Below are 24,020 nucleotides of genomic sequence, written 5' to 3' on the forward strand. Positions count from 1 at the left end.
TTTTAATTAAACTTGAATTTATTTTTTACCAGATTACTACTCGTAAACTATCCGGTTGGTACATTTTATCTCCTTGTTTAACATTGAATGCTTTATGAAACTCCGGGATATTACTCAAAGGTCCGTTAACCCTGAATTGTTCCGGTGCATGTACATCAGTCATAATTTGATTGATTTTCGATTCGTCTCTACGGTTAATCATCCAGGAATATCCATACGCCAGAAAATAACGCTGATCCGGTGTTAATCCGTTTATTTTTTCTTTGTTTTTAAACTGAGCTGTTTTTTGAAATGCCTCATATCCCATAATTACACCACCTAAATCGGCAATATTTTCACCCTGAGTTGCAGAACCATTTATATGTTTGCCTAAAACCTCAAATTTATTGTATTGATCTACAATCAGTTTTGTTTTGGCCTTGAATTTTTTCAAATCTTCCGGTGTCCACCAGTTGTTTAGATTTCCTTTTTCATCATACTGACTTCCCTGATCATCAAAACCATGTGTAATCTCGTGTCCAAAGAAAGAACCTCCAATTATTCCGTACAATATTGCATCGTCCGGCATACGTCCTTCGTAACCCGGAACAATAATATTACAAGCCGGAATTACAATTTCATTATTACTTGGGTTATAATACGCATTATAGGTTTGTGGCTGCATTACCCATTCGTTTCTGTCAACCGGTTTTCCGTATTTGTTGATCATGTATTTATAATCCCAGATATTGGCATTCATCACATTACCACAATACGATTTTCTGTCTATCGAAAGCTGGCTCATATCTTTCCATTTATCCGGATAGCCTAATTTCATTACCATTTTACTCAGCTTGTATAATGCTTTTTGCTTGGTAGCTTCGCTCATCCAGTCCAGTTTTTTAATATGCGAAGCAAATACATCACGAATATTATTTCCTATTTCCAGCAATTTCTCTTTTACTCCTTTTGGCATATAATCAGCAACATAAACCTGACCAATTAATTCTCCCAGAGATTCATCTGTTTGTCCTACTACTCTTTTCCAACGTGGTTTTTGAGTCGAAACACCATTTAATGTAGTGTAATAGAATTTGAAATTTTGCTTTTCAATATCTTTCGTTAAATAAGGCGCATAAATATTTACCAGATTCCATTTCAGGTATGTTTTCCATTCTTCAATCGTGTACTTTTTAATGGTTGTATTTAATGTTTTGAAGAATTCCGGCTGACCTACAATTACAGAATCGGCTTTTGTAATACCTAAAATTGGCAATACTTTTTTCCAGTCGATATTTGGGGTCATGGCATTAAACTGATCTACAGACAATTTATTGTAGTTTTCTAAAGGATCACGAAGATCTTCTAGCTTTCTGGAAGATTTTGCCAGTTCGGTTTCGAGTTTCATTACCGTTGCAGCATTTTTTGCAGCAACAGCATCTGCTTCTCCTGTAAATTGCATCATCGTTTTAAGATGCGACAGATAAGCTGCACGAATTTCGACATTACGTTTATCCGAGTCCAGATAATAATCTCTTTGTTTCATTCCTAAACCACCCTGAGAAAAAAACAAAGCATATTTTGTGCTTATTTTATCATCTTGCGCAACATAAAATGTAAATCCGGGATCTGCTCCTACTGTTTGCAAATGTGCAATAGTATTAACCAGTCCATCGACATCTTTGATTTCACTGATTTTTTTGATTTCGTTGTTCAATGGAGACAAACCGGCTTTTTCGATGGCAATAGTATCCATTCCGGAAGCATAAAAATCACCTATTTTTTGCTTATTACTTCCTTTAGCGGCTGATGCGTCTTTGGCCGAATTTTCGCAAATACTTTTAATTTGTGCATTAATAGTATCCATCACGGTTCTCATGATTCCGTTATTGCTGTCAGCAGGCGAAATTGGATTTTTTTTGAACCATCCGTTATTGGCATAATTAAAAAAGTCTTCGGCAGGATTTACCGTTGTATCACGGTTGGTAATTAATGGATCTGAAAATGCTGTGTCTTTTTTATTACAGCTCAGAAATGTCATTCCAATAACTAGAAAGGCGATTGGTTTTCTAAATAAATTCATTTGGTTATAAAATTTGGTGATGTATTAAATCTCTATTCACATACTTGTTATATTTTAATTACAACAAGTATGTAAATATAATTTTTATAACAATAGATTAAAAATCAAATGCCAAATTTTAAAGATCCAAATTTCAAAAGAACCAGAGCCCGGATTTCGATCAGTCTGAAGAATCGATATAATTAATAATTCTTATACCGTAAAGCAAAAAAGGCTGCCACGAATTGCACTAATTCTTCTCAACAAAATAAAAATATTAATTGCTGAGAATTTGTGATCTGAGCGATAGCAAATTAGCGGAACAGATTTGAATATCTAAAATTTCTAAACCTCTGCTCTACCAGACCAATATTTTAGCTAATAATAATTTTATGTTCGTGACGGTATTGCGAAGCGCTTTTTCCGGTGTATTGCTTGAAAGATTTGCTAAAGTGACTAAAATTATTGAATCCGCTTTCGTAACATACTTCGTTGATACTAATTGGTTTTTCGGCCAAAAGTTTTGATGCGTGAACCAAACGATATTCGTTTACAAACTCTGTAAAGGTTTTATTGGAGATCTTTTTAAAATAACGACAAAAAGATGGTGTTGTCATACTTACCAGACTCGAAACCTCATCGATAGCAATCGATTCCTGAAAATGATCTTTTACGTAATTAAAAATCACATTCATACGGTCGTTGTCTTGTGTTTGCAATTCTAATGAAAACCCATCAGCGTTAAGTAAAGTATATTCCTGAGATGAATCGAGTTCGTCTAAAATTGCGAGAAGTGTGAGCAAACGCTGAAACGGAGACTGATTTTCCATCATCTCGATTTTCTGTCCGATTTCTTTTTTGGTTTCTCCGCCAAAAGCGATTCCGCCTTTAGCCTGACTAAAAAGATTTTGAACCTTTTTCATTTCGGGCGCAACAAAAAAGTCATTCCCCAAAAATTCAGGTTTAATATGAATAACCGTTTCGTTTATGTTTCCTGTTTGTTCGTTTGTAAAACCACAATGTGGCAAATTAGCACCTATCAGAATCAAACTCCCATTGGTATAATAAGAAACATGGCTTCCTATTTGTCTTTTTCCTGCACCGCCATTTATATAAACCAATTCAATTTCAGGATGATAGTGCCATACATGAGCTTTACTATTGGTCTTTTCGGGATGTTTTGTATAGGTAAAAGAACTTCCGTATGAGTTAGTTATCACTTCAAGAGCTGGGGCAATTGTCTTCATGATAAATCCTTTAAAAAATAATAGCAAATTTAACAAAAATACCTAATATAATTTAAAAATTAACCTATAACGGTTTCGCAAATGAGAATTTTTCATCAAAATCAACAAAAGTTACATTATACTATTTTACCTTTTGAGCCATTTTTTAAATGACCGATATTTTTTTCGATGATTTTTTTAATATATCGTATTAATTCTACCATTTTTATAGACATATATCATTTCTGTAAGAATATTAGACGTCACCAAAAAATATTAACATTTAAAAATGTTTGAAAAATAATAGCTGAATTAACTAAAACACCTAAAATAATTCAAATTTTAACCTATAACGGTTTCGTAAATGAGAATATAGCACATAAATTGGAAAATACAGTTGTGCAAAAAAAGCCATTGCCAGAGTAATTTAGCATCAGAAAATTAGAACAAATAATTTAAAACTAAGAGCTATGAAAAACATTTTAAAATTAAGTTTAGTTTGTGCAGTACTATTAACTGGAATAAGCACTTATGCAATTGATGGAAATGGGAATGGAAACGCAGATTTTAATCTTCATGTATTAAAAGCTAATGGAAAGCTAATTACGTTTGCTCTAAACCAGGTTCAAAAAGCAAGCTTAAGTATATATGACAAAAACGGAAACTTAATCTATACTGAGAATGCTTCCGGAAAAGAAGGTATTTTAAGAACTTTTAGCTTAGAAGAATTTCCTGCAGGAACTTATTTCTTAGAAGTTGAAGACAATGTGAAAAAAGTAAGACATGAAATCCAAATTACTGATGATGCTTCTGTATTATCATCAAAAGCGGTTTCATCAGCATATAAAGCAGGTTTCTCTGCTCAAAATACAGACGTAGCAATACGCTAAAAAGTTTATACTTCTCATAAAAGTATAAAAATGAGGTTAGATAGTTAGTAAAGTTAAAAACTTGATTGTTTTAAAACAGCTCTTTGTGGTTATTGGGCTGTTTTTTTTATGCCTTATTTTAGCATTAACCACAAAGACACAAAGGTTTTCGCAAAGTTCGCAAAGTTTAATACTATTAGCTTTGCGAACTTTTTGTTTGTATAAAACTTTACCTGCTTTGCGGTTAAACAATCTGTTTTTGTTGAATGAGATTTAACTGCAAAGTGGGCTAAGGATTTTATCTTATAATATGTTCAGAAACACAAAACCATGTATTAAAAAAACTTTGTGTGCCTTGTAGTAAGTCTTTTAATCAGGATCTTTTTTGTAAGAAATACAGACAATTCAATATTATCTTATTTCAAACAAAACATTAAAAAATAATAACCGAATTAACACAAACGATGAAAATAATTCAAATTTTAACCTATAACGGTTTCGTAAATGAGAATATAGCATCGAAATAAGAAAATAGAGTTGTGAAAAAACAGGCATTTTGGAAGTAATTTAGCATCAGAGAATTACAGATTATTAATCTAAAAACAAATGTCATGAAAAAGATTTTAAAATTAAGTTTAGTATGTGCAGTGCTTTTTTCAGGATTAAGCACTTATGCAATTGACGGGAATGAAGATTTTAATCTTCATGTATTAAAAGCTAATGGAAAGCTTATTACGTTTGCTCTTAACAAGGTACACAAAGCTAACCTGGCGATATACGATAAAGACGATAATTTAATTTATTCTGAAAGTGCTTCAGGTAAAGACGGAATTTTGAGAACTTTTAGCTTAGAGGAGTTTCCGGAAGGAACTTACTTTTTAGAAGTTGAAGATAATGTAAAAAAAGTGAGACATGAAATTACCATTACTGATGATGCTACTTTATTATCAAGAAAAGCAATTTCATCAGTTTACAAAGCAGGGTTTTCTGCAAAAAATACAAGCGTAGCAGTACGCTAAAAAAGTTATACTGCATACAGTATAAAAGTGAGGTTAGATAGTTAGTAAAAACTTACGTTTTAAAACAGCTCTTTGTGGTTATTGAGCTGTTTTTTTTATGTCTTTTTTTTAATGAGATCATTTTGAAGTTCATTTTTACAAAATAATTCTTAATAAATATAAACAACTGGTTTTTAAATCATTAAAAAAATCAAATTAAAAACATCCGTAAACCCAGTAATTACGTACATTGTTCAAACAAAAGACACAATGATCTTTAATTCAGCAATTTAAACATTAAAAAAAGTATTTTTTTTGCATAAAATTAAATTTCTATTTGTAGTTTTGGGCGTTCCAAAAATAGTAATTAACAATTAAAAAAAGCATGACAAATTTTACGAGAATGGGCTTAGTTGTTGCCGTATTTTTAACAACAATCTTTACGTATGCAATTGATGGAAAAGGTGATTATATTTTGAATATAAAAACCGGAAACGGAAAAGTAGTTAGTTTTAACTTCAACACCGTTGAAAAATCAATTTTTACTATCTACGATGAAAATAATAATTTAGTGTACACTGGCGAATCTGCTACTAACAAATTAGAAATTTCAAAAACAATAAGTTTAGAAGATTTTCCAGCAGGAACTTATGTTTTAGAGGTAAAAGAAAATGGTAAAGTTGCGAAACACCAAATTGCGGTTTCAGCGAAGAAAACAAAAACTGTTAAGTTAGACGAGTCTGTAAACGAAAGTCCTTCGTTTCGTCGTTAATTGTTTTTTACATTACAATTAAAAAGCATCGGTTGCGGCTGATGCTTTTTTTATGTTAAAATTTAAAATGAAATTCATTTTCTGGTGGCGGATTACCATTATTCCATTCTAAAGTTATGAATTTAGAGGTGTGTTCCCTCATATCATCATACCCATCAAGCAAAATTGCTGAACCCCCATCTTTAACCGCATCCTTTACCATTTTAAAGGCAAGCTCAGTTCCTTGCGAATCCAATGCTGGCAGGTCAAATATTATATCTTTTGTTTTTGAAAGAGCCGCATACAAAGTTAAAAGCTTTCGTACAGTTCCTGGCAACCTTTCTATTTTAGTTTCTTTTTTAATCCATTCATCTTCAAATATTTTATTAGAAAAATGACTTCTGGGATTTGCATTTTTCCTAAGGTATATTCCAACTGTTAAAGGAAAAAAAGTATCTCTAAAATATGATCTTCTAAAATACTCAACAAATCTCATCTTTCGATAAAGGATCACATTTTCATGTTTAATTTTACCGCAAAAAATATCCCTGAGCAATATCTCGGTATCATATAAATGTTTTCCGTTGTATAAGTACAAAACAACAACTTCGCCTTCATACAAAACAAAAGGCGGTATATAAAAAGTATCTGTTTTAATTCCTTTATTTTCTAGTACAATTTTCATTATCGCGCTAAGATTTGTTTTTTGCCTTAAAATTGAAAAGCACCAACCGTGGCTGATGCTTTTTTATAAATAAATCTGTCTCGAAAATATTATTTCCCTTGAAGTAATTTTTCCAGATATTCGATTTTATCTTGTTCCGCTTTAAGCAAACGCTCGTAAAGCTTTTTATTTTCGTCTACAGTTTCCATTAATTTATCTAATGGATTGAATGTACAATTAGTAAGTCCGAAATAATTGTTAGGACTTTCATTAAAAGTATTAAAATAGTTTATCACACCTTCTTCTGAAAAATTTTTAATTGCTTCAACGGTTACACCAAGTGCTTTTGCGACTTCAATAAGTCTTTCTTCTTCTATAGTTTCGCTGTTTTCGATAGCAGATATTGTTTGCTGACTTATTCCCAAAGCCTGTGCCAAAGCTTCCTGTTTCATATCACGAAGTTCACGAATACGGCTGATCTTGCGCCCTATATGATTTGGTTTTGTTAATGTGCTCATAATTCAAAGATAATAATTAAGTGTGAAAAACCTCAACTGGTAAAAAACTTATTTCGTCTGTTCAGATACCAACCAAAACGGTTTGGTACGATACAATCTATTTCTTCCTTCGCTGAATCAAACAAAAGTACACTTTTTCTTATAATAAAATAATAAAAGTCTAACTGTAAAACGATAAATAACTAAAAATATACGCCATGGAAACCAATGAAACCAAAAAGCTGAATTATCTTAAAGAATTAGCCTCCAGATATTGCAATACTTTAACTACGTCTAAGGACAAAACCGAAACTTATACCGCTCAAATTAAAGTAGCAAATTATTTTGAGTTAGGCTGCATGATTACCGAAACACTAAAATTATGCATTGCAGCATTAGAACAAGATGCACATCAGGTTTCGAGTACAATTAAATATTCGCCTATTAATGTGGCTCTTATTTTAGAAATGGTGTTAGCAATGTTTCCTTTGGATGAATTTGAGTTGATAACAGAAATTAATGAGGCGTTGGTTGGGGAATAATGTTTTTCTAAAGAATATGTGTTTAAAATTTAATCGCAATATTGTCATTTCGACAAAGGAGAAATCTTCGCAAGTAACTCTACATTCACTATTAGTAGTATAGAAAACTTTATTATCTATTTTATTTATTAGATTGATAACATCAGTTCTGAAATCATCAAAAACTGTAAAACCATTTTGAGTTTTTCTTGTCAATTAAACTATAATTAAACAAATCATCATAATGACGCTCATAATTTTGTTCGTTTTTTGTTGGTCTAACCTTAATATATTGCTTTTCTTTGACAAACTTATTACCTCGCAAGCTATACAAATTAATTTTTGTTTCTTTTTTCCTCCAATCTATAAAATCTAAATTACCATCAAAATTAAAATCACCAAAACAGTTTAGGGTAATTTCCGGACAATCAATAAAAGCAAAACTTTTCGCCACTTTATCGTTTTTAATCTCAAGTAAAATCAAATGATAATACAAAACATTATTAAAAAAGCGACGTTCAGTAACGCGAAAAACAGCAAATTCTCTATTATTAAATGTAAACGTATAATAATCTTCAAATTTTACATAGGTTTGATATTTTACTGAACTGTTGATTGCATTAATGAATAAAGAATCTAAATTTATTTTATTATTTATATACAATAAGTATTCGGTCTGGTTATTGACCTGATTCTCTTGTATCGAATCATTACATACATGAAAAATAGGTGGACTTTCATTAATTTTAATATCAATTAAATTTGATTTGTGAACTGTCTTTGCCATTCCAAAAGCGGGAAGTATATCATATGCATTTTTAGCCTTCATAAGACTCAACTCATGATTCATAAATTTTATAGGATGACTTTTAAGTTTGCTATAATCAAATTTTTGAGCATATCCATAATTCGATAAGAGTAAAAATAAAATTATACTATTTAATATTTTTTGCTTCTTTTTCATAATCTTCAATCGTTCTTAAAAGATCTACTCCTGTTTTTTCAAGAGATTTACCCTCTTTTATCCTGAAAAAAATACACTTTGCCTTTATAATTAGAATTAAACATTGTACAATATGAACAATCTTCTAAGTGCTTTTTTAGATCAATTTAAAGATTCACCTGAACAAGTTTTATCTTTCAGACTTTTTATTTTATACTTCTTGAATTTTAAGATTTCATTTACCTGGTAATCTTCAAAATAATCTATATTTTTTTTTACGATGGGTACAGGCTTAATTTCTATTAAAAGTCCCAATTCATACCATATATAAGGACCATTGTATCCATCATAATGTGGATAGATGTATAAATATTCTTTATTATTAAGAGTAAAAAATAATAATGATTCATAATATAGAATGTTCTTAAAACAGTGAAGTAATTGTTTTCCCATAAATACCTTATCATCTATAAAATATAATCTCAATTTTAATTTGTTTTTAAAAAAGAGAGTGTCAAACGGATAATAATCTACCATTGTTATACCATCCACGACTTTTCTTTTATTTACTAAAGATTTATTAAAAGTCGAAGAGTATTTAATTATTTCATTTTTCTTTTGTGAGAATGAATTAAAATGCATTAACATTAAAAAGATTAAAAAATAACTACTTTTTTTCAAACCAAATTTTAATAAATTAATGTCTTCTATATTTTGAACCAACTGTTTCCCAATAGTGATCTTTCTGACTACATACATAACCATATACAGTTTAATCTTCTCTAAATTTTTAATTAAAATTTATAGCTATTAGGAACACATATCCTTCTGGTTGAATCAATTCTACATTTTATAGAATTTTTCGAATCATAAACAAATTTTTTATTTTTGAACTCAAAGTATTGTATTGAATCTATGTCATTACTTAATATAAATAATTTTCCTTTATTTATACCAAGACTTGTAGCAACACCAGAATCCCATCCTGTAAAAGGGATATATAGTTTGTTTTTAGAAAATAATATAATCAAATTAAAGGTTTTAGAATTTAAGTTAAGCCCATTTGATGTGTATAATTTTAATAAATAAAAAGTTCCTTCTTTGTTCTTAAACGACTCCATATTCAGTAAATCATAGTTATAGTTTATATTATTTCTTATGCCTACTTTGTCATTGATTAGATATTTCGTTTTTTCAAATAATATATAATTACCATTTTTAATATCCTTTTTCGTTAATACTAATGTTGCTTTGCTATTAATTTTTATCTTAACGTTGTCTTTAGTATCTATTTCAACGTATTTACAAATTTTGGTATAAATTGGTATTGAAATCAAGTCATTGAGTCCCTCGTCAAGGCATCTCCAATCCTCTTGAAAATTAAATGGAAAAATAAATAGTAGAGTTGTAAATAAGTATTTAATCATGATTTCAGGATTTTTTTCTATTTAGTCTGTCAATATCTGCTTGTAGACGTGTGTCAAGAAAAAGGTGACTATATTTAGATGTTCCATCTTTTCTTAACACCTTATCCTTGCCAAGTTTTTTGACCTGTCTTTCGTATGATTCATCAGCTGGGGTAAGTTTTTCCCCTTTTACGATTTCATTTTTATAAAGATAGTTACGATACCCTAACCATTGTGTTGCATTTGGAGTTGGGTCTGTAGTGATTCCTCTTTGTTGATCCATAACAGCCTTAATGACAGTATCTGCATTTTTTAGCTCATTAAGGTCATTTAAATCAATTCGGGCTTTAGCAAAATCATCATAATTTTCATAACCAGTTTTACCTGAAAAAAATACACTTTTTCCTTTATATTTGTTATCAGACATTGTACAATACGTGCCTTCCTCTGAAAATCCTTTCCCATGATATCCCCATTTCTTCATATTTTCAATTGTATGTGCATACTCAGTTGCAAATTCTCCCCTTCCTTCTCCAAATATCCAATGCGCTCTGTCTAACATTTGCGTATTATTCAATCCATATTTTTCAGTAAAGTTAATAATCTTATCATCTGAAACTTTTTTCCCTTTTTCTATCTCTGAAAAAGAAGCCTGATCAGTGATGTAAACCTTGTCATCTGTTCCTATTTTTCCAAGATATTTACCTTCTTTTGTGTAAAAATAGCCACTTATATAATTATTAGGATCTTCTTTCTCTTCTTTTGGTGCATAATAAACCGGTTCTTCTGGTGGTAACCATGACACTTGCCAATGTTTTACCAGATCTTTATCGCTTCCGTAATTTTGAATAGCAGGCGAAATGGTTAAAACAGTTTGCATGTTTTCTGTTCCATCTGCATAAAAAATCTCCGAAAATTCGACTAAGTAAGCATCTCTAAATTTATATTTTCTTATTGGGTTATCTTCATCACCTTTGCTATAAAAGTGAATTTCCCCTTTTTCCATTCTATCTGTTTCTTTCTCAATATTTTTAGTCATATTATGCAAGAAAAGATCATCGCTTTCTTGTGTTACAAAACACAAGGTAAGAAGCCCTCCTTCGATATCACTTGACGGAGAATTATCAGACAGCGTATATCTGTAATAATTTGTATGTACCCATAGTAGCTCCCGTTCTTCTCCTAAAATAAATAATTTAGCTGATGTCATGTTTTTACAGTATCGAATCCAAATAAAAATAAATAAAAACTTACACTACAAGAGGATCTATACGGTAATAAAACACCAAAATAAGACAAAAGAACGAAGGCTAAATTATATCATATTCTTGTGCGAAAACTAATTTGGTTAACTACAAATTGTAAACAACTAATGGTTTTCTCCAAATAATTCCACAAAAAAACCTCTCATTGCTGAGAGGTTTTTCTATTATTAGAATCTAAAAAAATTACATATTTCTTCTATATTGCCCACCCACTTCAAACAACGCCGAAGTAATCTGACCTAAAGAACAAACCTTTGTGGCTTCCATTAAATGATCGAATAAGTTTTCATTTTTAATCGCTGCATCCTGTAGTTTACTTAAATGCTCATTTACTTGCGCTTCGTGAAACTGATGTAAGTTATCCAGCATCGTGATTTGGTATTGTTTTTCTTCTTCGGTGGCGCGAATTACTTCTGCCGGAATTACCGTTGGAGAACCTTTTGAGCTCAGGAACGTATTTACACCCACAATTGGGAAATCTCCGTTGTGTTTTAAAGTTTCGTAATACAAACTTTCTTCCTGAATTTTAGAACGTTGGTACATGGTTTCCATTGCACCAAGAACTCCGCCACGTTCTGTGATTCGGTCGAATTCCTGTAAAACTGCAGCTTCTACCAAATCTGTTAATTCTTCGATAATGAATGAACCTTGTATTGGGTTTTCGTTTTTCGCTAAACCTAATTCTTTATTGATAATCAACTGAATTGCCATTGCTCTACGTACAGATTCTTCGGTTGGCGTTGTAATCGCTTCGTCGTAGGCATTGGTGTGTAATGAATTACAGTTGTCGTAAATCGCATATAAGGCCTGTAAAGTGGTTCTGATATCGTTAAAGTCAATTTCCTGCGCGTGTAATGAACGTCCGGAAGTTTGAATATGATATTTCAGCATTTGTGCTCTTTCGTTTGCTCCGTATTTGTTTTTCATGGCTTTTGCCCAGATTTTACGAGCTACACGACCAATTACAGAATATTCCGGATCTACTCCGTTCGAGAAGAAAAACGATAAGTTTGGTCCAAAATCGTTGATGTTCATGCCACGGCTCAAATAATATTCCACGTAAGTGAAACCATTCGAAAGCGTAAACGCCAACTGCGTAATTGGGTTTGCTCCTGCCTCGGCAATGTGATATCCTGAAATCGAAACCGAATAGAAATTACGAACGTTTTTAGTAATAAAATATTCCTGAACGTCTCCCATTAATCGCAAAGCAAATTCGGTAGAGAAAATACAGGTATTTTGTGCCTGATCTTCTTTCAGGATATCAGCCTGAACCGTCCCACGAACCTGCGATAATGTTTTGGCTTTAATATCGTTATAAACCTCCAGAGGTAAAACCTGATCTCCGGTAACCCCTAAAAGCATTAATCCCAGACCGTTGTTTCCTTCTGGTAAATCGCCCTGGTATTTTGGGCGCTCAAGACCTTTGTCTTTGTATATTTTGTTGATCTTAGCTTCAACTTCTTTTTCGAGTTCGTTTGCTTTGATGTAATATTCGCATTGCTGATCGATCGCTGCATTCATAAAAAAGCCTAACAACATTGGTGCTGGCCCGTTTATCGTCATACTTACCGATGTTAAAGCGTGTACCAGGTCGAAACCTGAATACAGTTTTTTAGCATCATCCAGACAGCAGATTGAAACTCCCGCATTTCCAATTTTTCCGTAAATATCAGGACGAATATCCGGATCGTTTCCGTACAATGTCACACTGTCAAAAGCAGTCGAAAGTCGTTTTGCCGGCAATCCTGCACTTACATAATGAAAACGTTTGTTGGTTCTTTCCGGTCCGCCTTCTCCGGCAAACATTCTTGACGGATCTTCACCTTCCCGTTTAAAAGGATATAATCCTGAAGCAAACGGAAATTCTCCCGGAATATTTTCCTGAAGATTCCAACGCAGGATATCGCCCCAGCCTTCGTACTTAGGTAAAGCTATTTTTGGAATTTGTAAATGCGATAAACTTTCAGAATGTGTCGCAATTTTAATTTCTTTATCACGAACCTTAAAGCTGTAAACCGGATTTTTGTATTTGGCAACTTTTTCATCCCAATTCAGGATAATTTCCCAATTGTACGGATCTAAGTCCATTTTTACTTTATCAAACTGATTGAGTAAAAGATTCAAAAAGATTCTGTTTTCGTCCAGTCCTTCGACTCCGCTCAGGATGACACTATTGTCATCAATTCCCGCTTTATTAATTTGAGGAACTTTACCTGAAACTGATTCTATGGTTTTAAAGATTCCGTATAGTTTCTGTGCTACTTTTTGTTGTAAAGCAGCGATTTCATCATAAGATCTGTTATTCTCTGCAATTTCAGATAAATAACGGGTTCTGTGAGGCGGAATCACGAAGATTTTCTCGCTCATTTCCTTAGTAATCTGGAAAGTCGATTTTAATTCGGATGCTGTTTTCTCTACAATTTTATCCATAATCGCTTTATAAAGCGTGTTCATTCCGGGATCGTTAAACTGAGAAGCTATGGTTCCAAAAACGGGCATTTCGTCCGGATTTTTATCCCATAAATTATGATTGCGCTGATATTGTTTTTTAACGTCACGAATGGCGTCAAGAGCACCTCTTTTATCAAATTTGTTCAACGCTACCAAATCAGCAAAATCAAGCATGTCGATTTTTTCTAATTGTGTTGCTGCTCCAAATTCCGGAGTCATTACATATAAGGATACATCTGAGTGGTCCATAATCTCGGTATCAGATTGTCCGATTCCCGAAGTTTCCAGAATAATCAGATCGTATTTTGCTGCTTTTAAAACCTGAATAGCTTCGGCAACATATTTAGACAATGCCAAATTCGACTGACGGGTAGCCAGCGAACGCATATACACACGAGGATTGTTAATGGCATTCATACGGATTCTGTCTCCTAACAATGCTCCTCCTGTTTTTCTCTTTGAAGGATCGACAGAAATTAATCCGATTGTTTTTTCTGGAAAATCGATTAAAAAACGACGAACCAGTTCATCTACCAAAGATGATTTTCCGGCTCCTCCTGTTCCAGTAATTCCAAGAACCGGAATTATAGAATTGGTATTGTTTTCGTGAATTTTATCAAAAACCGGTTTTGCAATTTCAGGGAAATTCTCTGCCGCCGAAATTAATCTTGCAATTGCGGTTGGCGTTTTATTTTCGATATGATCTATTTCACCATTTAGCTGGTCTCCAATCGGGTAATCAGAACGTTCTACCAAATCGTTGATCATTCCTTGTAAACCCAAAGAACGTCCGTCATCCGGAGAATAAATTCTGGTAATACCATATTCATGTAATTCTGAAATTTCGCTTGGCAGAATTACTCCGCCTCCGCCTCCAAAAATTCTGATATGCCCTGCTCCTTTTTCATGAAGCAAGTCATACATATATTTAAAGTATTCATTGTGCCCACCCTGATACGAAGTCATGGCAATCGCATTTGCATCTTCCTGAATGGCGGTATTTACCACTTCTTCAACACTGCGGTCATGTCCTAAATGAATCACTTCGACTCCTGTAGACTGAATAATACGGCGCATAATATTAATTGCGGCATCATGTCCGTCAAAAAGAGATGCAGCTGTTACAATTCTTACTTTATTTTTAGGAATATATGGTTTTTGTTGTTCCATTTTATGAATATGATAATTTTAAGGGAGCAATTTACAAAATATTAAAATATTTGTTTACCCTAATATCTTTTTGTTAACAAAAAAAAGAATCTTTTTTAATCTACAGGGGTAACATTTTGAATAACTGGCGTATTTATCTTATATAAGTCTTATAGAAATGTTAACAACATGGCAATCTTGAAAAATTTAAATTAAATACAACAACTTGTTACACAGCATCATGAAGTAATTTAGCATGGTAGAAAAGCCCCAAATTTTTACCCAAAACTTTTACAATTAAGTAATAACGTAAAAATTTAAAAAAATGAAAACATTATATCCATTCACCATAATTTTAAGCTTGAGTTTTTTTGTATCTTCTTTCAACAGAGCAGAAAACGACATTGTTTCCTATAAAAAAACTTCAACTATTGCCCCCGTTTACAACAATTCAGGTTCTGATAATGTAGACGAAATTTCAAATGACTTCTTTAAAAGATATTCGGATTTGAAAAAATATAAATCTGATGTGATGTCATTATACAAAAACAGAACACTGGGAACTATTTGGTTTGATGAAGATGCAATCAACGAGTTTGGTACTGCATTATATGAAAAAGCTAAAAAAACAAATGATCTGATTATTCCTTATCAAAAAGAAATCGATGAACTTTTTTCTTCTTCAGAAACAAAGCTGTCTAAAACAGATGCTGATATGCTTTTGAGTTCTTTATATATTGCTTACGCTAAAAAAAGCAATTCAGATGCTAAGAAAAAAATATCTTATGACGCTATGCTGAAAGATTTTCTAAACTATAGTACAATCGAAGAAGTTACTGCTTCGACCACTGAAAATGTTAAAGTAGAATATGATCAGTATTACAAATTACAAGACGTTCTAAAAAAATATAAAAAATTAGATCGTTCTAATAAATGGAAACCAATTGTTCCGGAAGAAACTCCTTATAAAGATTTACGCCCGGATGCTGTTTCAAGTACTATTGCACAGGTTAGAACCCGATTATATTTATTGGGAGATTTAAAAAATGACTCTAAAAGTAACGTTTACGACCGTGAACTGATGGATGCTGTAATGAAATATAAAGTTCGTAATGGTTTTAAACCTAACTATATATTATCAGAAGATCATATCAAAGAAATGAATGTACCACTTTCTGATAAAATGGAGACATTAAAACTTAACATGGAAAGATGTCGTGCAATTTCGGCTCAGATTGCCAGCAGCGATGAGTATGTTTTAGTAAACGTTCCTTCGTATGAATTAATTTATGTTAAAAACGGAAAGGTACAATTGACTTCTAGTGTGTTTGTTGGAGCTCCTTTAACCAAAACAACCATTTTTAACGGTGAAATTGACAGAATCGTTTTTAGTCCTTACTGGACCGTTCCGCAAAGTATTGTAAACAATGAACTAAAAGGTAAAATCGCTGCAGATAAAAATTATCTTGCCGAAAAAAACATGGAGATTGTAAATGGTCAGGTACGACAAAAACCAGGACCAGACAACTCTTTAGGATTGGTAAAATTTATGTTTCCAAATCCGGATGATATTTATTTACACGATACTCCGTCTAAAACTTTATTCGATTTTGAAAAAAGAACTTTCAGCCATGGTTGTATCAACGTAAAAATGGCAAAAGAATTAGCTGTTGCCATGCTTAAAGATTATCCTGAATGGACTCCCGATAAAATTGATAAAGCAATGGCGGGTAAAACAGAAAACAGTTTTAAACTGACCAAAAAAGTACCTATTTATATTACTTATTTTACTTCGTTGGTAAATGAAAATGGAGAAATTGGTTTCTTTCAGGATGTTTATGACCGAGACAGCGAATTAAATAAAACAGTTGCTCCTCAGGCTGGAGTGGCAACAAACTAATCGCCTTAAATTAAAATATTTCTATGGCTTGCTTCAATTGAGGCAAGCCATTTTTTTGTCTATTTTATTTCGCCGATTATTAAAATAATATCCAACTAAAAATTCATTTGTATTTCGATTCTAATTAATAGTATCTTTCTAACTTTAAACTCAATTTTAAACTAACTTTTTTAATTTATGGAAGAAGACTATTATCAACCTAAAAGAAGCTGGTGGGACAGAAACTGGAAATGGTTTGTGCCAACAGGCTGCCTAAGTATTTTAGTCATTTTTGGTTTATTTATAGCGAGCCTTTTTTTCGGAATTACCTCAATGATGAAAAGTTCTGATGCTTATAAAGAATCTATGGTTATAGTACAGCACAATAAAACAGTAATCGAAAAATTGGGGGAACCAATTGAAAATGACGGAATGGTTTCAGGAAGTATTAGCACCGGCAATGACACCGGACATTGCGATTTACAAATTCCGATAAAAGGTTCTAAAGGAAAAGCAACTTTATTTGTGACTGGCGAAAAAAGAGGAAAATGGAAATACAAACAAATGTCGGTTTATATTAAGAAAACTGATGAAGAAATAGATTTACTTCAAAAATAATAATCTATCCAACACTAATTTTAGATGAGATCTATTTTCTTTTTATTCGCAGGATTTTTTCTGTGTTTTTCTTCATTCGCGCAAACTGACGCAAATTACCAAACGTATGCAAATAGAATTAAACAATTCTCAAAGCCTGCCAGAATTTTGTATCGTAATGTTGATGCACAGGGAAATGGCTATATTGAATTTACAAATCCTAAGAACGAGATACTTCGTTTTCGCTTAAATCATAACAAACCTCAACCTGGATCTTGCAGAATTGTTTTTGAAATCTATTATTATGAAAATAATTATTTAAGAAAAATTGAATCGCTTGACAGTACTGGAAATTTAATTGGATGTAATTTAAAACTAAATGGAGAGGCTGTCACAGAATTTACTATTGAAAAGCCTGATTTGTACCTGAAAAAGAAGAAATTAATCGACGATGCCGAAGGAAATATTAATATGAAGGATGACTCCGAAGAAAAAATCATTCGTATTAGATACTTTGATACCAATAAGAAACCAATACTGCAGCTACAGCCCACTTATATTTCAAGCAAAACCTATTGGGATTATACTATTCGAATGGCTTGGCCTTAATTTAAAAGTACTTAGCAACTAAGTTTTTAAATGTTAATTTTTCTTGTGTTAAGTTTACAACAAAATGTTTCTGCTCCTAAAAGAAAATTGTGGCTTTATTTTTGGATAAGTAGTATTTTTGAAACTTATATAAAACCCAACTAATGAAAAAGATTTTAATTCTGTCTCTTGTATTATCTTTAAGTTCTTATGCTCAGGTAAAAGAAACTTTAGCTCAAAAATTATCCAAATTATCTACCCAAATTTCAGGAGTTGGCGGCGTTGACATCGCATCAGGACTAAAAGAAGCTTTAAACAAAGGAATTACGCAACAGGTGAGTAAATTAACCGCTGTTGATGGTTTTTATAAAAACGAAGCCGTAAAAATTTTAATGCCCGAAGAATTACAAAAAGTAGACGCTACTTTACGCAAAATCGGACTTTCATCTCTTGCAGATGATGGTATCAAAGTACTGAACCGCGCTGCCGAAGATGCCGTAAAAGAAGCCACCCCAATATTTGTTTCGGCGGTAAAAAATATGTCGTTTACAGATGCTAAAAATATTCTGCTGGGCAATGAAAGTGCAGCAACGACTTATTTACAAGGCAATACGACTACAGCTTTGTACGCAAAATTTAATCCGGTGATTAAAAATTCGTTCGAAAAAGTAGGTGCCGATGTGATTTGGAAAAACATCATTAACAAATACAACGCAATTCCATTAGTTCGAAAAGTAAATCCTGATTTGACTGATTATACAACAAATAAGGCTTTGGCAGGGGTTTTTAAAATGATTGCTGTCGAAGAAAAAGATATTCGTACCAATATTAATGCAAGAACAACGCCTTTGTTGCAAAAAGTTTTTGCAATGCAGGACAAAAAATAATTTTTCTACTAAGGTTCAAAGGCTCAGAGTAACAAAGGCACAAAGCAACCTTTGCAACTTTGAACCTTTATGCCTTTGTAACTAACCCAAAAACTAACCCTTGAAATGCAAAAAATTACCATCCTGATTCACTGTAAAGACCAAAAAGGAATTATAGCAGCAGTGACTACTTTTATTGCAAAAGTAGAAGGAAATATTACCTACATCGACCAGCATGTTGATGTAGAGCAAAATGTGTTTTTTATGCGATTAGAATGCGAATTTATCAACCATACTATTAGCATTGATTCTATAAAAGAAGACTTTACACAAACCATCGCGACTGATTTTAATATGTCCTGGGATTTATACAATCAGGAGCAGAAACCTAAAATGGCATTGTTTGTATCCAAATACGATCATTGCTTGTTTGATATTTTAGGCCGTTACAGTGCCGGAGAATTAAATGTAGAAATTCCGGTTATTATAAGCAATCATAATGATTTAAGAGCGATTGCAGAGCGATTTGATATTCCGTTTCATTGTGTGCCTTTTACAAAAGACAATAAAGAAGAAGGTGAAGCCAAACAAATTGAGTTGCTAAAAAGATACCAAATCAATTTTATTGTTCTGGCGCGCTATATGCAAATCATTACACCAAATTTAATCCAGCTTTACGAGAATAGAATCATTAATATCCACCATTCGTTTTTACCTGCTTTTCCGGGTGCTAAACCGTATCATTCGGCTTTTAAACGTGGTGTGAAAATTATTGGTGCAACAAGTCATTATGTAACCGAAGAATTAGACGAAGGACCAATCATTGAGCAGGATATTGCACGTGTTTCGCACATACATTCGGTGGAAGATTTTATTATGAAAGGCCGTGATTTAGAGCGTATTGTTTTGGCTCGGGCCATAAAATTACATGCTGAACGTAAGACTATGGTGTATAGTAATAAGACAGTTGTATTTTCTTAGTTTTTAAGGCACAAAGAGGCAAAGGCTCATAGGTTTTCCCTTTTTAAATAAACAAACCCGACAAATTTTAAAAATCTGTCGGGTTTACTTTTTAATTCAATATCTAAACTCAGAACCTTTGAACCTTTGTTACTCTGAGCCTTAAAAACTTTTTAACGAACCACAATTGACAATCTTGGATCATCAAAAGTATTTACTTCGTTCATGGTTAAGCCCAAAGCATTGGCTACACCTTCTCCATAAGCAGGATCTGCTTTATAGCAATTTCTAATGTGACGAATCTGAATAAACTTTTGTGCTCCTCCTACCTGTGCAGCAGTATTTTTGAATAATAGTTGTTTTTTCTCATCAGTTAGTAAACGGAAAAGCAAACCTGGCTGTGTGAAATAGTCATTATCATCTTCTCTGAAATTATGAGCATAAGCATCGCCATGAAGTGCCAATGGCGGCTCTTTGAATTCTGGTTGCTCCTCCCATTCGCCAAAACTATTGGGTTCATAATGTTTACGACTGCCGTAATTTCCGTCAACACGCATTGCTCCGTCTCTGTGGAAACTGTTATACGGACATCTTGATGAGTTTACCGGAATTTGATAATTGTTTACTCCTAAACGATAACGGTGTGCATCTCCATAAGAAAACAAACGTGCCTGCAACATTTTATCCGGTGAGAAACTAATTCCCGGTGGTACGTGTGCCGGATTAAAAGCAGCCTGTTCTACTTCGGCAAAATAGTTTTCAGGATTTTTATTTAATTCGAATTCTCCAACCGGAATTAGTGGAAAATCACCTTTTAACCAAACTTTGGTCAAATCAAAAGGATGGAAACGATAATTAGCTGCCTGCTCCTCTGTCATGACTTGTATAAACATTTTCCATTTTGGAAAATTACCTTCTTCAATAGCATCATATAAATCTCTTTGATGGCTTTCGCGATCGCCACCAACTAATTTTGCTGCTTCTTCGTCAGAAAGATTATCGATTCCTTGTTGTGTTACAAAGTGAAACTTAACGTAATGTCTTTCATTTTGTGCATTTATAAAGCTAAATGTATGGCTTCCAAATCCGTGCATTTGTCGGTATGATCTTGGTATTCCGCGATCACTCATTACGATGGTAACCTGATGTAAGGCTTCGGGTAATAAAGTCCAAAAATCCCAATTGTTATCAGCACTTCTCAAATTGGTTCTTGGATCACGTTTTACTGCATGGTTTAAGTCCGGAAATTTCATTGGATCACGAAAAAAGAAAACCGGAGTATTATTTCCTACCAAATCCCAGTTTCCTTCGTTTGTATAAAATTTCAACGCGAAGCCACGAATATCTCTTTCAGCGTCTGCAGCACCTCTTTCTCCGGCAACAGTTGAAAAACGAGCAAACATCTCTGTTTTTTTTCCAATTTCCGAAAACAAATCGGCTCTTGTATATTTTGTAATATCATGTGTTACCGTAAAAGTTCCGTAAGCTCCTGAACCTTTTGCATGCATTCTTCGTTCCGGAATTACCTCACGATCAAAATGTGCCATTTTTTCCAGAAACCAAAAATCCTGCAATAAAACGGGACCACGTGGACCAGCTGTTTGAATATTTTGATTGTCCGGAACGGGAGTTCCTGTTGCAGTTGTTAATTTTTTCTTTGAATCCATAATGCTGATATTTAATGTTTTATCAAATATACGAAGATATACTTACGATATTCATAAGCAAAATTGATTGTTATTATATTTTAATAATCAAAAATTATTTAACGCTACAGAAAGCTCAGAAACCGTTCTTACAGAATCTTAACTTATGTCCAACAAAGTAATAACAAAACCTTAACAGCAAAACATTCATATATGTTGGATCTTTGTAGTGTAATAAACTGGTTATTTATTATTTTGGTTTTGGTTAGTTAAATGATGCCGGCGTCTTCGAGATGCCGGCATTCTTTTTTATATCTGTTTTGTTTCAGGTTTCAAGTTTCATTTGTTTCAGGTTACCTAACTTTGAACATAATTTAACCGCAAAGCGCGCAAAGTTTTTTTATTTGTAAGTGCTTATACAAACGTAAAGTCCGCAAAGTTTTGAGATAAAATTTTGCGAACTTTGCGTGAAATCTTAGCACTCTTTGCGGTTAACCGTGCGTTCCAACAACCTGAAACCTGAAACTTGAAACAAAAAATAAGACATTAACTTATATTCAACAAAGTAATAACAAGACCTTAACACCATAAGATTGCTATATTTCGGATCTTTGTAATGTAATAAACTGGTTATTTATTATTTTGGTTTTGGTTAGTTAAATAGTGCCGGCGTCTTCGAGATGCCGGCATTTTTTTTTGTACTATTTTGTTTCAGGTTTCAGGTTTTCTTTGTTTAAGGTTGCTCTACTTTGAGTATAATTTTATCGCAAAGAGCGCTAAGAATTTTATTCATAAGACTTTATATAAAGCGCAAAGTTCGCAAAGCTTTCTGTAAAAAACTTTGCGAACTTTGCGTAAACCTTTGTGCTCTTTGTGGTTAAATATAAGTTCCAACAACTTTAAACCTGAAACAAAAAATTAATTCTTCAATCTTTCATGGAGTAGTTTGAAATAAGTAAAAGCTTTTAATAAGCGGCTTCCATGCCAGGAGAACATTTCGCCGTCGACAAAAATGGTTTTGGCGTGATGTGTAAATCTTCCAATCTCAAAAGCATCTTCTTCCTTAAAAGGATAAGGTTCTGATGAAAGGAAAACAATATCAGGATCACCTTCCAGACGCATTTTTTTAAGTTCGACTTCAGGATAACGTCCTTTGTCTGCATATATATTCTGAAAATGATTCAGCTTTAATAATTCATTGATATAAGTATCATTTCCGGCAACCATATAAGGATTTTTCCAGATAAAATAGGCTGCTTTTTTTATCGAAATATCGGCGACATATTTTTTAAAATCGCTTAAAGCGAAAGTTAGTTTGTCACTCCACTTTTGAGCTTCGGTCCTGCAATTAAAAAGTTGTCCGAAATCAGAAATCATCTGAAAATTATCTTCCACCGTAATAATATTCGTTACCCAAACCGGACAAATAGTACTTAATTGGGCTACAATTTCGGGCGTATTTTCTTCTTTATTACAAATGATAATATCTGGCTGAAGCAATTTTATCTTTTCAAAATGAATTTTCTTGGTTCCTCCAACTATTTTCTTCGTCGCTTTTAAGTGATACGGATGAACACAAAACTTCGTAATTCCGATGATTTTATCTTCTAAACCCAAATCATATAATAATTCTGTTTGAGAAGGTACCAGTGAAATAATCCGTTTGGGAGTTGTCTCAAATTTATGCAGAGTACCGAGCTGGTCGATTATTTGTTTCATGTTTCAAGCTCTTATAGTTTGAAGTGGTTAAATTGTGTGGCTTTATCACAAAGATTCACAAAGCATTAAACTAAAAGTTTTGCGAATCTTTGTGCAAAAACTCTGTGGCAAAATCATTTTAAACCTGAAACTTTAAACTAATAATACTTTCCATTTCCTGTTGTACTTTCAAAGCTTCTTCTCTTGCTTTTTCTGCAAAGTCCGTTCCTTTTGAGGCGTATATAATCGCTCTGGCTGAGTTTACTAATAAACCTATTTTGTCATTCATTCCGTATTTGCAAACTTCAGACAAACTTCCGCCCTGAGCGCCAATTCCGGGAACTAGCAGAAAACTGTCCGGAACAATTTTTCTGATATCGGCAAAGTATTCTGCTTTTGTCGCACCCACCACATACATTAAGTTGTGGCTGTTTTTCCAGCTTTTAGATGTTTCTAAAACCTGTTTGTATAATTCTGTTCCATTTGTATTTAAGGTCTGAAAATCGAAAGCGCCTTCGTTAGAAGTCAGTGCTAACATAATGGTATGCTTGTTTTCGAAAGCCAGAAATGGCTCAACAGAATCTTTTCCCATATAAGGAGCAACCGTTACACTGTCAAAATTCAGATCTTCAAAAAAAGCTTTGGCATACATACTTGAAGTATTGCCAATATCACCACGTTTAGCATCTGCAATCGTGAATATTTCAGGAAAATTTTCGTTGATGTAATTAATTGTTTTTTGCAAAGACATCCATCCTTTTATACCATAAGCTTCAAAAAAAGCGGTGTTGGGTTTATATCCTACTGCCAGATCGTGCGTGGCATCAATAATCGCTTTATTAAATTCGAAAATAGGATCTTCGGTTTCTAATAAATGAGGTGGAATTTTGGTTAAATCCGGATCCAGCCCAACGCATAAAAATGATTTTTTAAGAAGAATTTGTTCGTGTAGTTGTTGTGTTGTCATTCTTGATTTTTTAGTTCTCTAATACATCAGAAATA

21 protein-coding genes are annotated in these 24,020 nt (G+C 32.9%); 9 read left to right on the forward strand and 12 right to left on the reverse strand.

Features of this window, described 5'->3' with window-relative positions; genetic code table 11:
* Positions 1-25: 25 nt before the first annotated feature.
* Together A4F88_RS14180 and A4F88_RS14185 are read right to left on the reverse strand one after the other, a co-directional pair.
* Positions 26-2,062 (reverse strand): M13 family metallopeptidase, encoded by a 2,037-nt coding sequence (locus A4F88_RS14180; RefSeq protein WP_068843261.1) that lies wholly within the window; start codon positions 2,060-2,062, stop codon positions 26-28.
* Between the two features lie 353 nt (positions 2,063-2,415).
* Entirely contained in the window at positions 2,416-3,288 is an 873-nt protein-coding gene (locus A4F88_RS14185; RefSeq protein ID WP_068843262.1) for an AraC family transcriptional regulator, read from the reverse strand.
* Positions 3,289-3,737: 449 nt separating this feature from the next.
* On the opposite strand from A4F88_RS14185, the gene A4F88_RS14190 reads away from it, so the two are divergent.
* From A4F88_RS14190 to A4F88_RS14200, 3 genes are all read left to right on the forward strand, one after another.
* Positions 3,738-4,157 carry a T9SS type A sorting domain-containing protein gene (locus A4F88_RS14190; protein WP_068843263.1) on the forward strand — a complete coding sequence of 140 codons (420 nt, stop codon included), beginning with the start codon at positions 3,738-3,740 and terminating at the stop codon, positions 4,155-4,157.
* Between the two features lie 590 nt (positions 4,158-4,747).
* Positions 4,748-5,155: a secretion protein gene (locus A4F88_RS14195; protein ID WP_068843264.1), complete on the forward strand. Its 408-nt coding sequence runs from the start codon at positions 4,748-4,750 to the stop codon at positions 5,153-5,155.
* A gap of 364 nt (positions 5,156-5,519) precedes the next feature.
* On the forward strand, positions 5,520-5,906 hold the full coding sequence (locus A4F88_RS14200; RefSeq protein WP_068843265.1) for a secretion protein: 387 nt from the start codon (positions 5,520-5,522) through the stop codon (positions 5,904-5,906).
* 55 nt (positions 5,907-5,961) lie between these two features.
* Here A4F88_RS14200 and A4F88_RS14205 read toward each other — a convergent pair whose 3' ends face one another.
* Complete coding sequence (locus tag A4F88_RS14205) at positions 5,962-6,570, reverse strand: hypothetical protein (RefSeq protein WP_068843266.1); 609 nt, start codon at positions 6,568-6,570, stop codon at positions 5,962-5,964.
* An 89-nt stretch (positions 6,571-6,659) separates the two neighbouring features.
* The gene (locus A4F88_RS14210; protein WP_068843267.1) at positions 6,660-7,067 is read right to left on the reverse strand and encodes a helix-turn-helix domain-containing protein; all 408 of its coding nucleotides are present in this window, start codon (positions 7,065-7,067) and stop codon (positions 6,660-6,662) included.
* Positions 7,068-7,264: 197 nt separating this feature from the next.
* On the opposite strand from A4F88_RS14210, the gene A4F88_RS14215 reads away from it, so the two are divergent.
* Positions 7,265-7,588, forward strand: coding sequence for a hypothetical protein (locus tag A4F88_RS14215; RefSeq protein WP_068843268.1), 324 nt, complete (start codon positions 7,265-7,267; stop codon positions 7,586-7,588).
* 157 nt (positions 7,589-7,745) lie between these two features.
* On the opposite strand, the gene A4F88_RS14220 is transcribed toward A4F88_RS14215, so the two are convergent.
* The 5 genes from A4F88_RS14220 to A4F88_RS14240 form a co-directional block, all read right to left on the reverse strand.
* Positions 7,746-8,531 (reverse strand): hypothetical protein, encoded by a 786-nt coding sequence (locus tag A4F88_RS14220; RefSeq protein WP_068843269.1) that lies wholly within the window; start codon positions 8,529-8,531, stop codon positions 7,746-7,748.
* 141 nt (positions 8,532-8,672) lie between these two features.
* Complete coding sequence (locus tag A4F88_RS14225) at positions 8,673-9,269, reverse strand: hypothetical protein (RefSeq protein WP_143154970.1); 597 nt, start codon at positions 9,267-9,269, stop codon at positions 8,673-8,675.
* A gap of 35 nt (positions 9,270-9,304) precedes the next feature.
* Positions 9,305-9,937: a hypothetical protein gene (locus tag A4F88_RS14230; protein WP_068843271.1), complete on the reverse strand. Its 633-nt coding sequence runs from the start codon at positions 9,935-9,937 to the stop codon at positions 9,305-9,307.
* A gap of 4 nt (positions 9,938-9,941) precedes the next feature.
* The gene (gene tssD, locus A4F88_RS14235) at positions 9,942-11,126 is read right to left on the reverse strand and encodes a type VI secretion system tube protein TssD (protein WP_068843272.1); all 1,185 of its coding nucleotides are present in this window, start codon (positions 11,124-11,126) and stop codon (positions 9,942-9,944) included.
* Positions 11,127-11,364: 238 nt separating this feature from the next.
* Positions 11,365-14,805, reverse strand: coding sequence for a methylmalonyl-CoA mutase family protein (locus A4F88_RS14240; protein ID WP_068843273.1), 3,441 nt, complete (start codon positions 14,803-14,805; stop codon positions 11,365-11,367).
* 304 nt (positions 14,806-15,109) lie between these two features.
* On the opposite strand from A4F88_RS14240, the gene A4F88_RS14245 reads away from it, so the two are divergent.
* The 5 genes from A4F88_RS14245 (at position 15,110) to purU (ending at position 19,695) form a co-directional block, all read left to right on the forward strand.
* Positions 15,110-16,684, forward strand: a complete 1,575-nt coding sequence (locus tag A4F88_RS14245) for a L,D-transpeptidase family protein (RefSeq protein WP_068843274.1) — start codon at positions 15,110-15,112, stop codon at positions 16,682-16,684.
* A 177-nt stretch (positions 16,685-16,861) separates the two neighbouring features.
* Complete coding sequence (locus A4F88_RS14250; protein WP_068843275.1) at positions 16,862-17,281, forward strand: cytochrome c oxidase assembly factor Coa1 family protein; 420 nt, start codon at positions 16,862-16,864, stop codon at positions 17,279-17,281.
* A 24-nt stretch (positions 17,282-17,305) separates the two neighbouring features.
* Positions 17,306-17,869 carry a hypothetical protein gene (locus A4F88_RS14255; protein WP_068843276.1) on the forward strand — a complete coding sequence of 188 codons (564 nt, stop codon included), beginning with the start codon at positions 17,306-17,308 and terminating at the stop codon, positions 17,867-17,869.
* A 143-nt stretch (positions 17,870-18,012) separates the two neighbouring features.
* Positions 18,013-18,735, forward strand: a complete 723-nt coding sequence (locus A4F88_RS14260) for a DUF4197 domain-containing protein (RefSeq protein WP_068843277.1) — start codon at positions 18,013-18,015, stop codon at positions 18,733-18,735.
* 105 nt (positions 18,736-18,840) lie between these two features.
* Complete coding sequence (gene purU, locus A4F88_RS14265) at positions 18,841-19,695, forward strand: formyltetrahydrofolate deformylase (protein ID WP_068843278.1); 855 nt, start codon at positions 18,841-18,843, stop codon at positions 19,693-19,695.
* Positions 19,696-19,847: 152 nt separating this feature from the next.
* Here the strand turns inward: purU and A4F88_RS14270 are convergent, their stop codons facing one another.
* The 3 genes from A4F88_RS14270 to pyrF all read right to left on the reverse strand — a co-directional run bounded on the left by A4F88_RS14270 (position 19,848) and on the right by pyrF (position 23,985).
* Positions 19,848-21,341 carry a catalase gene (locus A4F88_RS14270; protein ID WP_068843279.1) on the reverse strand — a complete coding sequence of 498 codons (1,494 nt, stop codon included), beginning with the start codon at positions 21,339-21,341 and terminating at the stop codon, positions 19,848-19,850.
* A gap of 897 nt (positions 21,342-22,238) precedes the next feature.
* Positions 22,239-23,039 carry an ABC transporter substrate-binding protein gene (locus A4F88_RS14275; RefSeq protein ID WP_068843280.1) on the reverse strand — a complete coding sequence of 267 codons (801 nt, stop codon included), beginning with the start codon at positions 23,037-23,039 and terminating at the stop codon, positions 22,239-22,241.
* A gap of 118 nt (positions 23,040-23,157) precedes the next feature.
* Entirely contained in the window at positions 23,158-23,985 is an 828-nt protein-coding gene (gene pyrF, locus A4F88_RS14280; RefSeq protein ID WP_068843281.1) for an orotidine-5'-phosphate decarboxylase, read from the reverse strand.
* Positions 23,986-24,020: the final 35 nt, after the last annotated feature.

This window comes from Flavobacterium chilense (genome assembly GCF_001602525.1).
Lineage (GTDB): Bacteria > Bacteroidota > Bacteroidia > Flavobacteriales > Flavobacteriaceae > Flavobacterium > Flavobacterium chilense.

Excerpts from the sequence above, each read along its gene's own strand:
- A4F88_RS14180 (WP_068843261.1), bottom strand. The coding sequence starts at position 2,062 with ATGAATTTATTTAGAAAACCAATCGCCTTTCTAGTTATTGGAATGACA.
- A4F88_RS14185 (WP_068843262.1), bottom strand. The coding sequence starts at position 3,288 with ATGAAGACAATTGCCCCAGCTCTTGAAGTGATAACTAACTCATACGGA.
- A4F88_RS14190 (WP_068843263.1), top strand. The coding sequence starts at position 3,738 with ATGAAAAACATTTTAAAATTAAGTTTAGTTTGTGCAGTACTATTAACT.
- A4F88_RS14195 (WP_068843264.1), top strand. The coding sequence starts at position 4,748 with ATGAAAAAGATTTTAAAATTAAGTTTAGTATGTGCAGTGCTTTTTTCA.
- A4F88_RS14200 (WP_068843265.1), top strand. The coding sequence starts at position 5,520 with ATGACAAATTTTACGAGAATGGGCTTAGTTGTTGCCGTATTTTTAACA.
- A4F88_RS14205 (WP_068843266.1), bottom strand. The coding sequence starts at position 6,570 with ATGAAAATTGTACTAGAAAATAAAGGAATTAAAACAGATACTTTTTAT.
- A4F88_RS14210 (WP_068843267.1), bottom strand. The coding sequence starts at position 7,067 with ATGAGCACATTAACAAAACCAAATCATATAGGGCGCAAGATCAGCCGT.
- A4F88_RS14215 (WP_068843268.1), top strand. The coding sequence starts at position 7,265 with ATGGAAACCAATGAAACCAAAAAGCTGAATTATCTTAAAGAATTAGCC.
- A4F88_RS14220 (WP_068843269.1), bottom strand. The coding sequence starts at position 8,531 with ATGAAAAAGAAGCAAAAAATATTAAATAGTATAATTTTATTTTTACTC.
- A4F88_RS14225 (WP_143154970.1), bottom strand. The coding sequence starts at position 9,269 with ATGTATGTAGTCAGAAAGATCACTATTGGGAAACAGTTGGTTCAAAAT.
- A4F88_RS14230 (WP_068843271.1), bottom strand. The coding sequence starts at position 9,937 with ATGATTAAATACTTATTTACAACTCTACTATTTATTTTTCCATTTAAT.
- tssD (WP_068843272.1), bottom strand. The coding sequence starts at position 11,126 with ATGACATCAGCTAAATTATTTATTTTAGGAGAAGAACGGGAGCTACTA.
- A4F88_RS14240 (WP_068843273.1), bottom strand. The coding sequence starts at position 14,805 with ATGGAACAACAAAAACCATATATTCCTAAAAATAAAGTAAGAATTGTA.
- A4F88_RS14245 (WP_068843274.1), top strand. The coding sequence starts at position 15,110 with ATGAAAACATTATATCCATTCACCATAATTTTAAGCTTGAGTTTTTTT.
- A4F88_RS14250 (WP_068843275.1), top strand. The coding sequence starts at position 16,862 with ATGGAAGAAGACTATTATCAACCTAAAAGAAGCTGGTGGGACAGAAAC.
- A4F88_RS14255 (WP_068843276.1), top strand. The coding sequence starts at position 17,306 with ATGAGATCTATTTTCTTTTTATTCGCAGGATTTTTTCTGTGTTTTTCT.
- A4F88_RS14260 (WP_068843277.1), top strand. The coding sequence starts at position 18,013 with ATGAAAAAGATTTTAATTCTGTCTCTTGTATTATCTTTAAGTTCTTAT.
- purU (WP_068843278.1), top strand. The coding sequence starts at position 18,841 with ATGCAAAAAATTACCATCCTGATTCACTGTAAAGACCAAAAAGGAATT.
- A4F88_RS14270 (WP_068843279.1), bottom strand. The coding sequence starts at position 21,341 with ATGGATTCAAAGAAAAAATTAACAACTGCAACAGGAACTCCCGTTCCG.
- A4F88_RS14275 (WP_068843280.1), bottom strand. The coding sequence starts at position 23,039 with ATGAAACAAATAATCGACCAGCTCGGTACTCTGCATAAATTTGAGACA.
- pyrF (WP_068843281.1), bottom strand. The coding sequence starts at position 23,985 with ATGACAACACAACAACTACACGAACAAATTCTTCTTAAAAAATCATTT.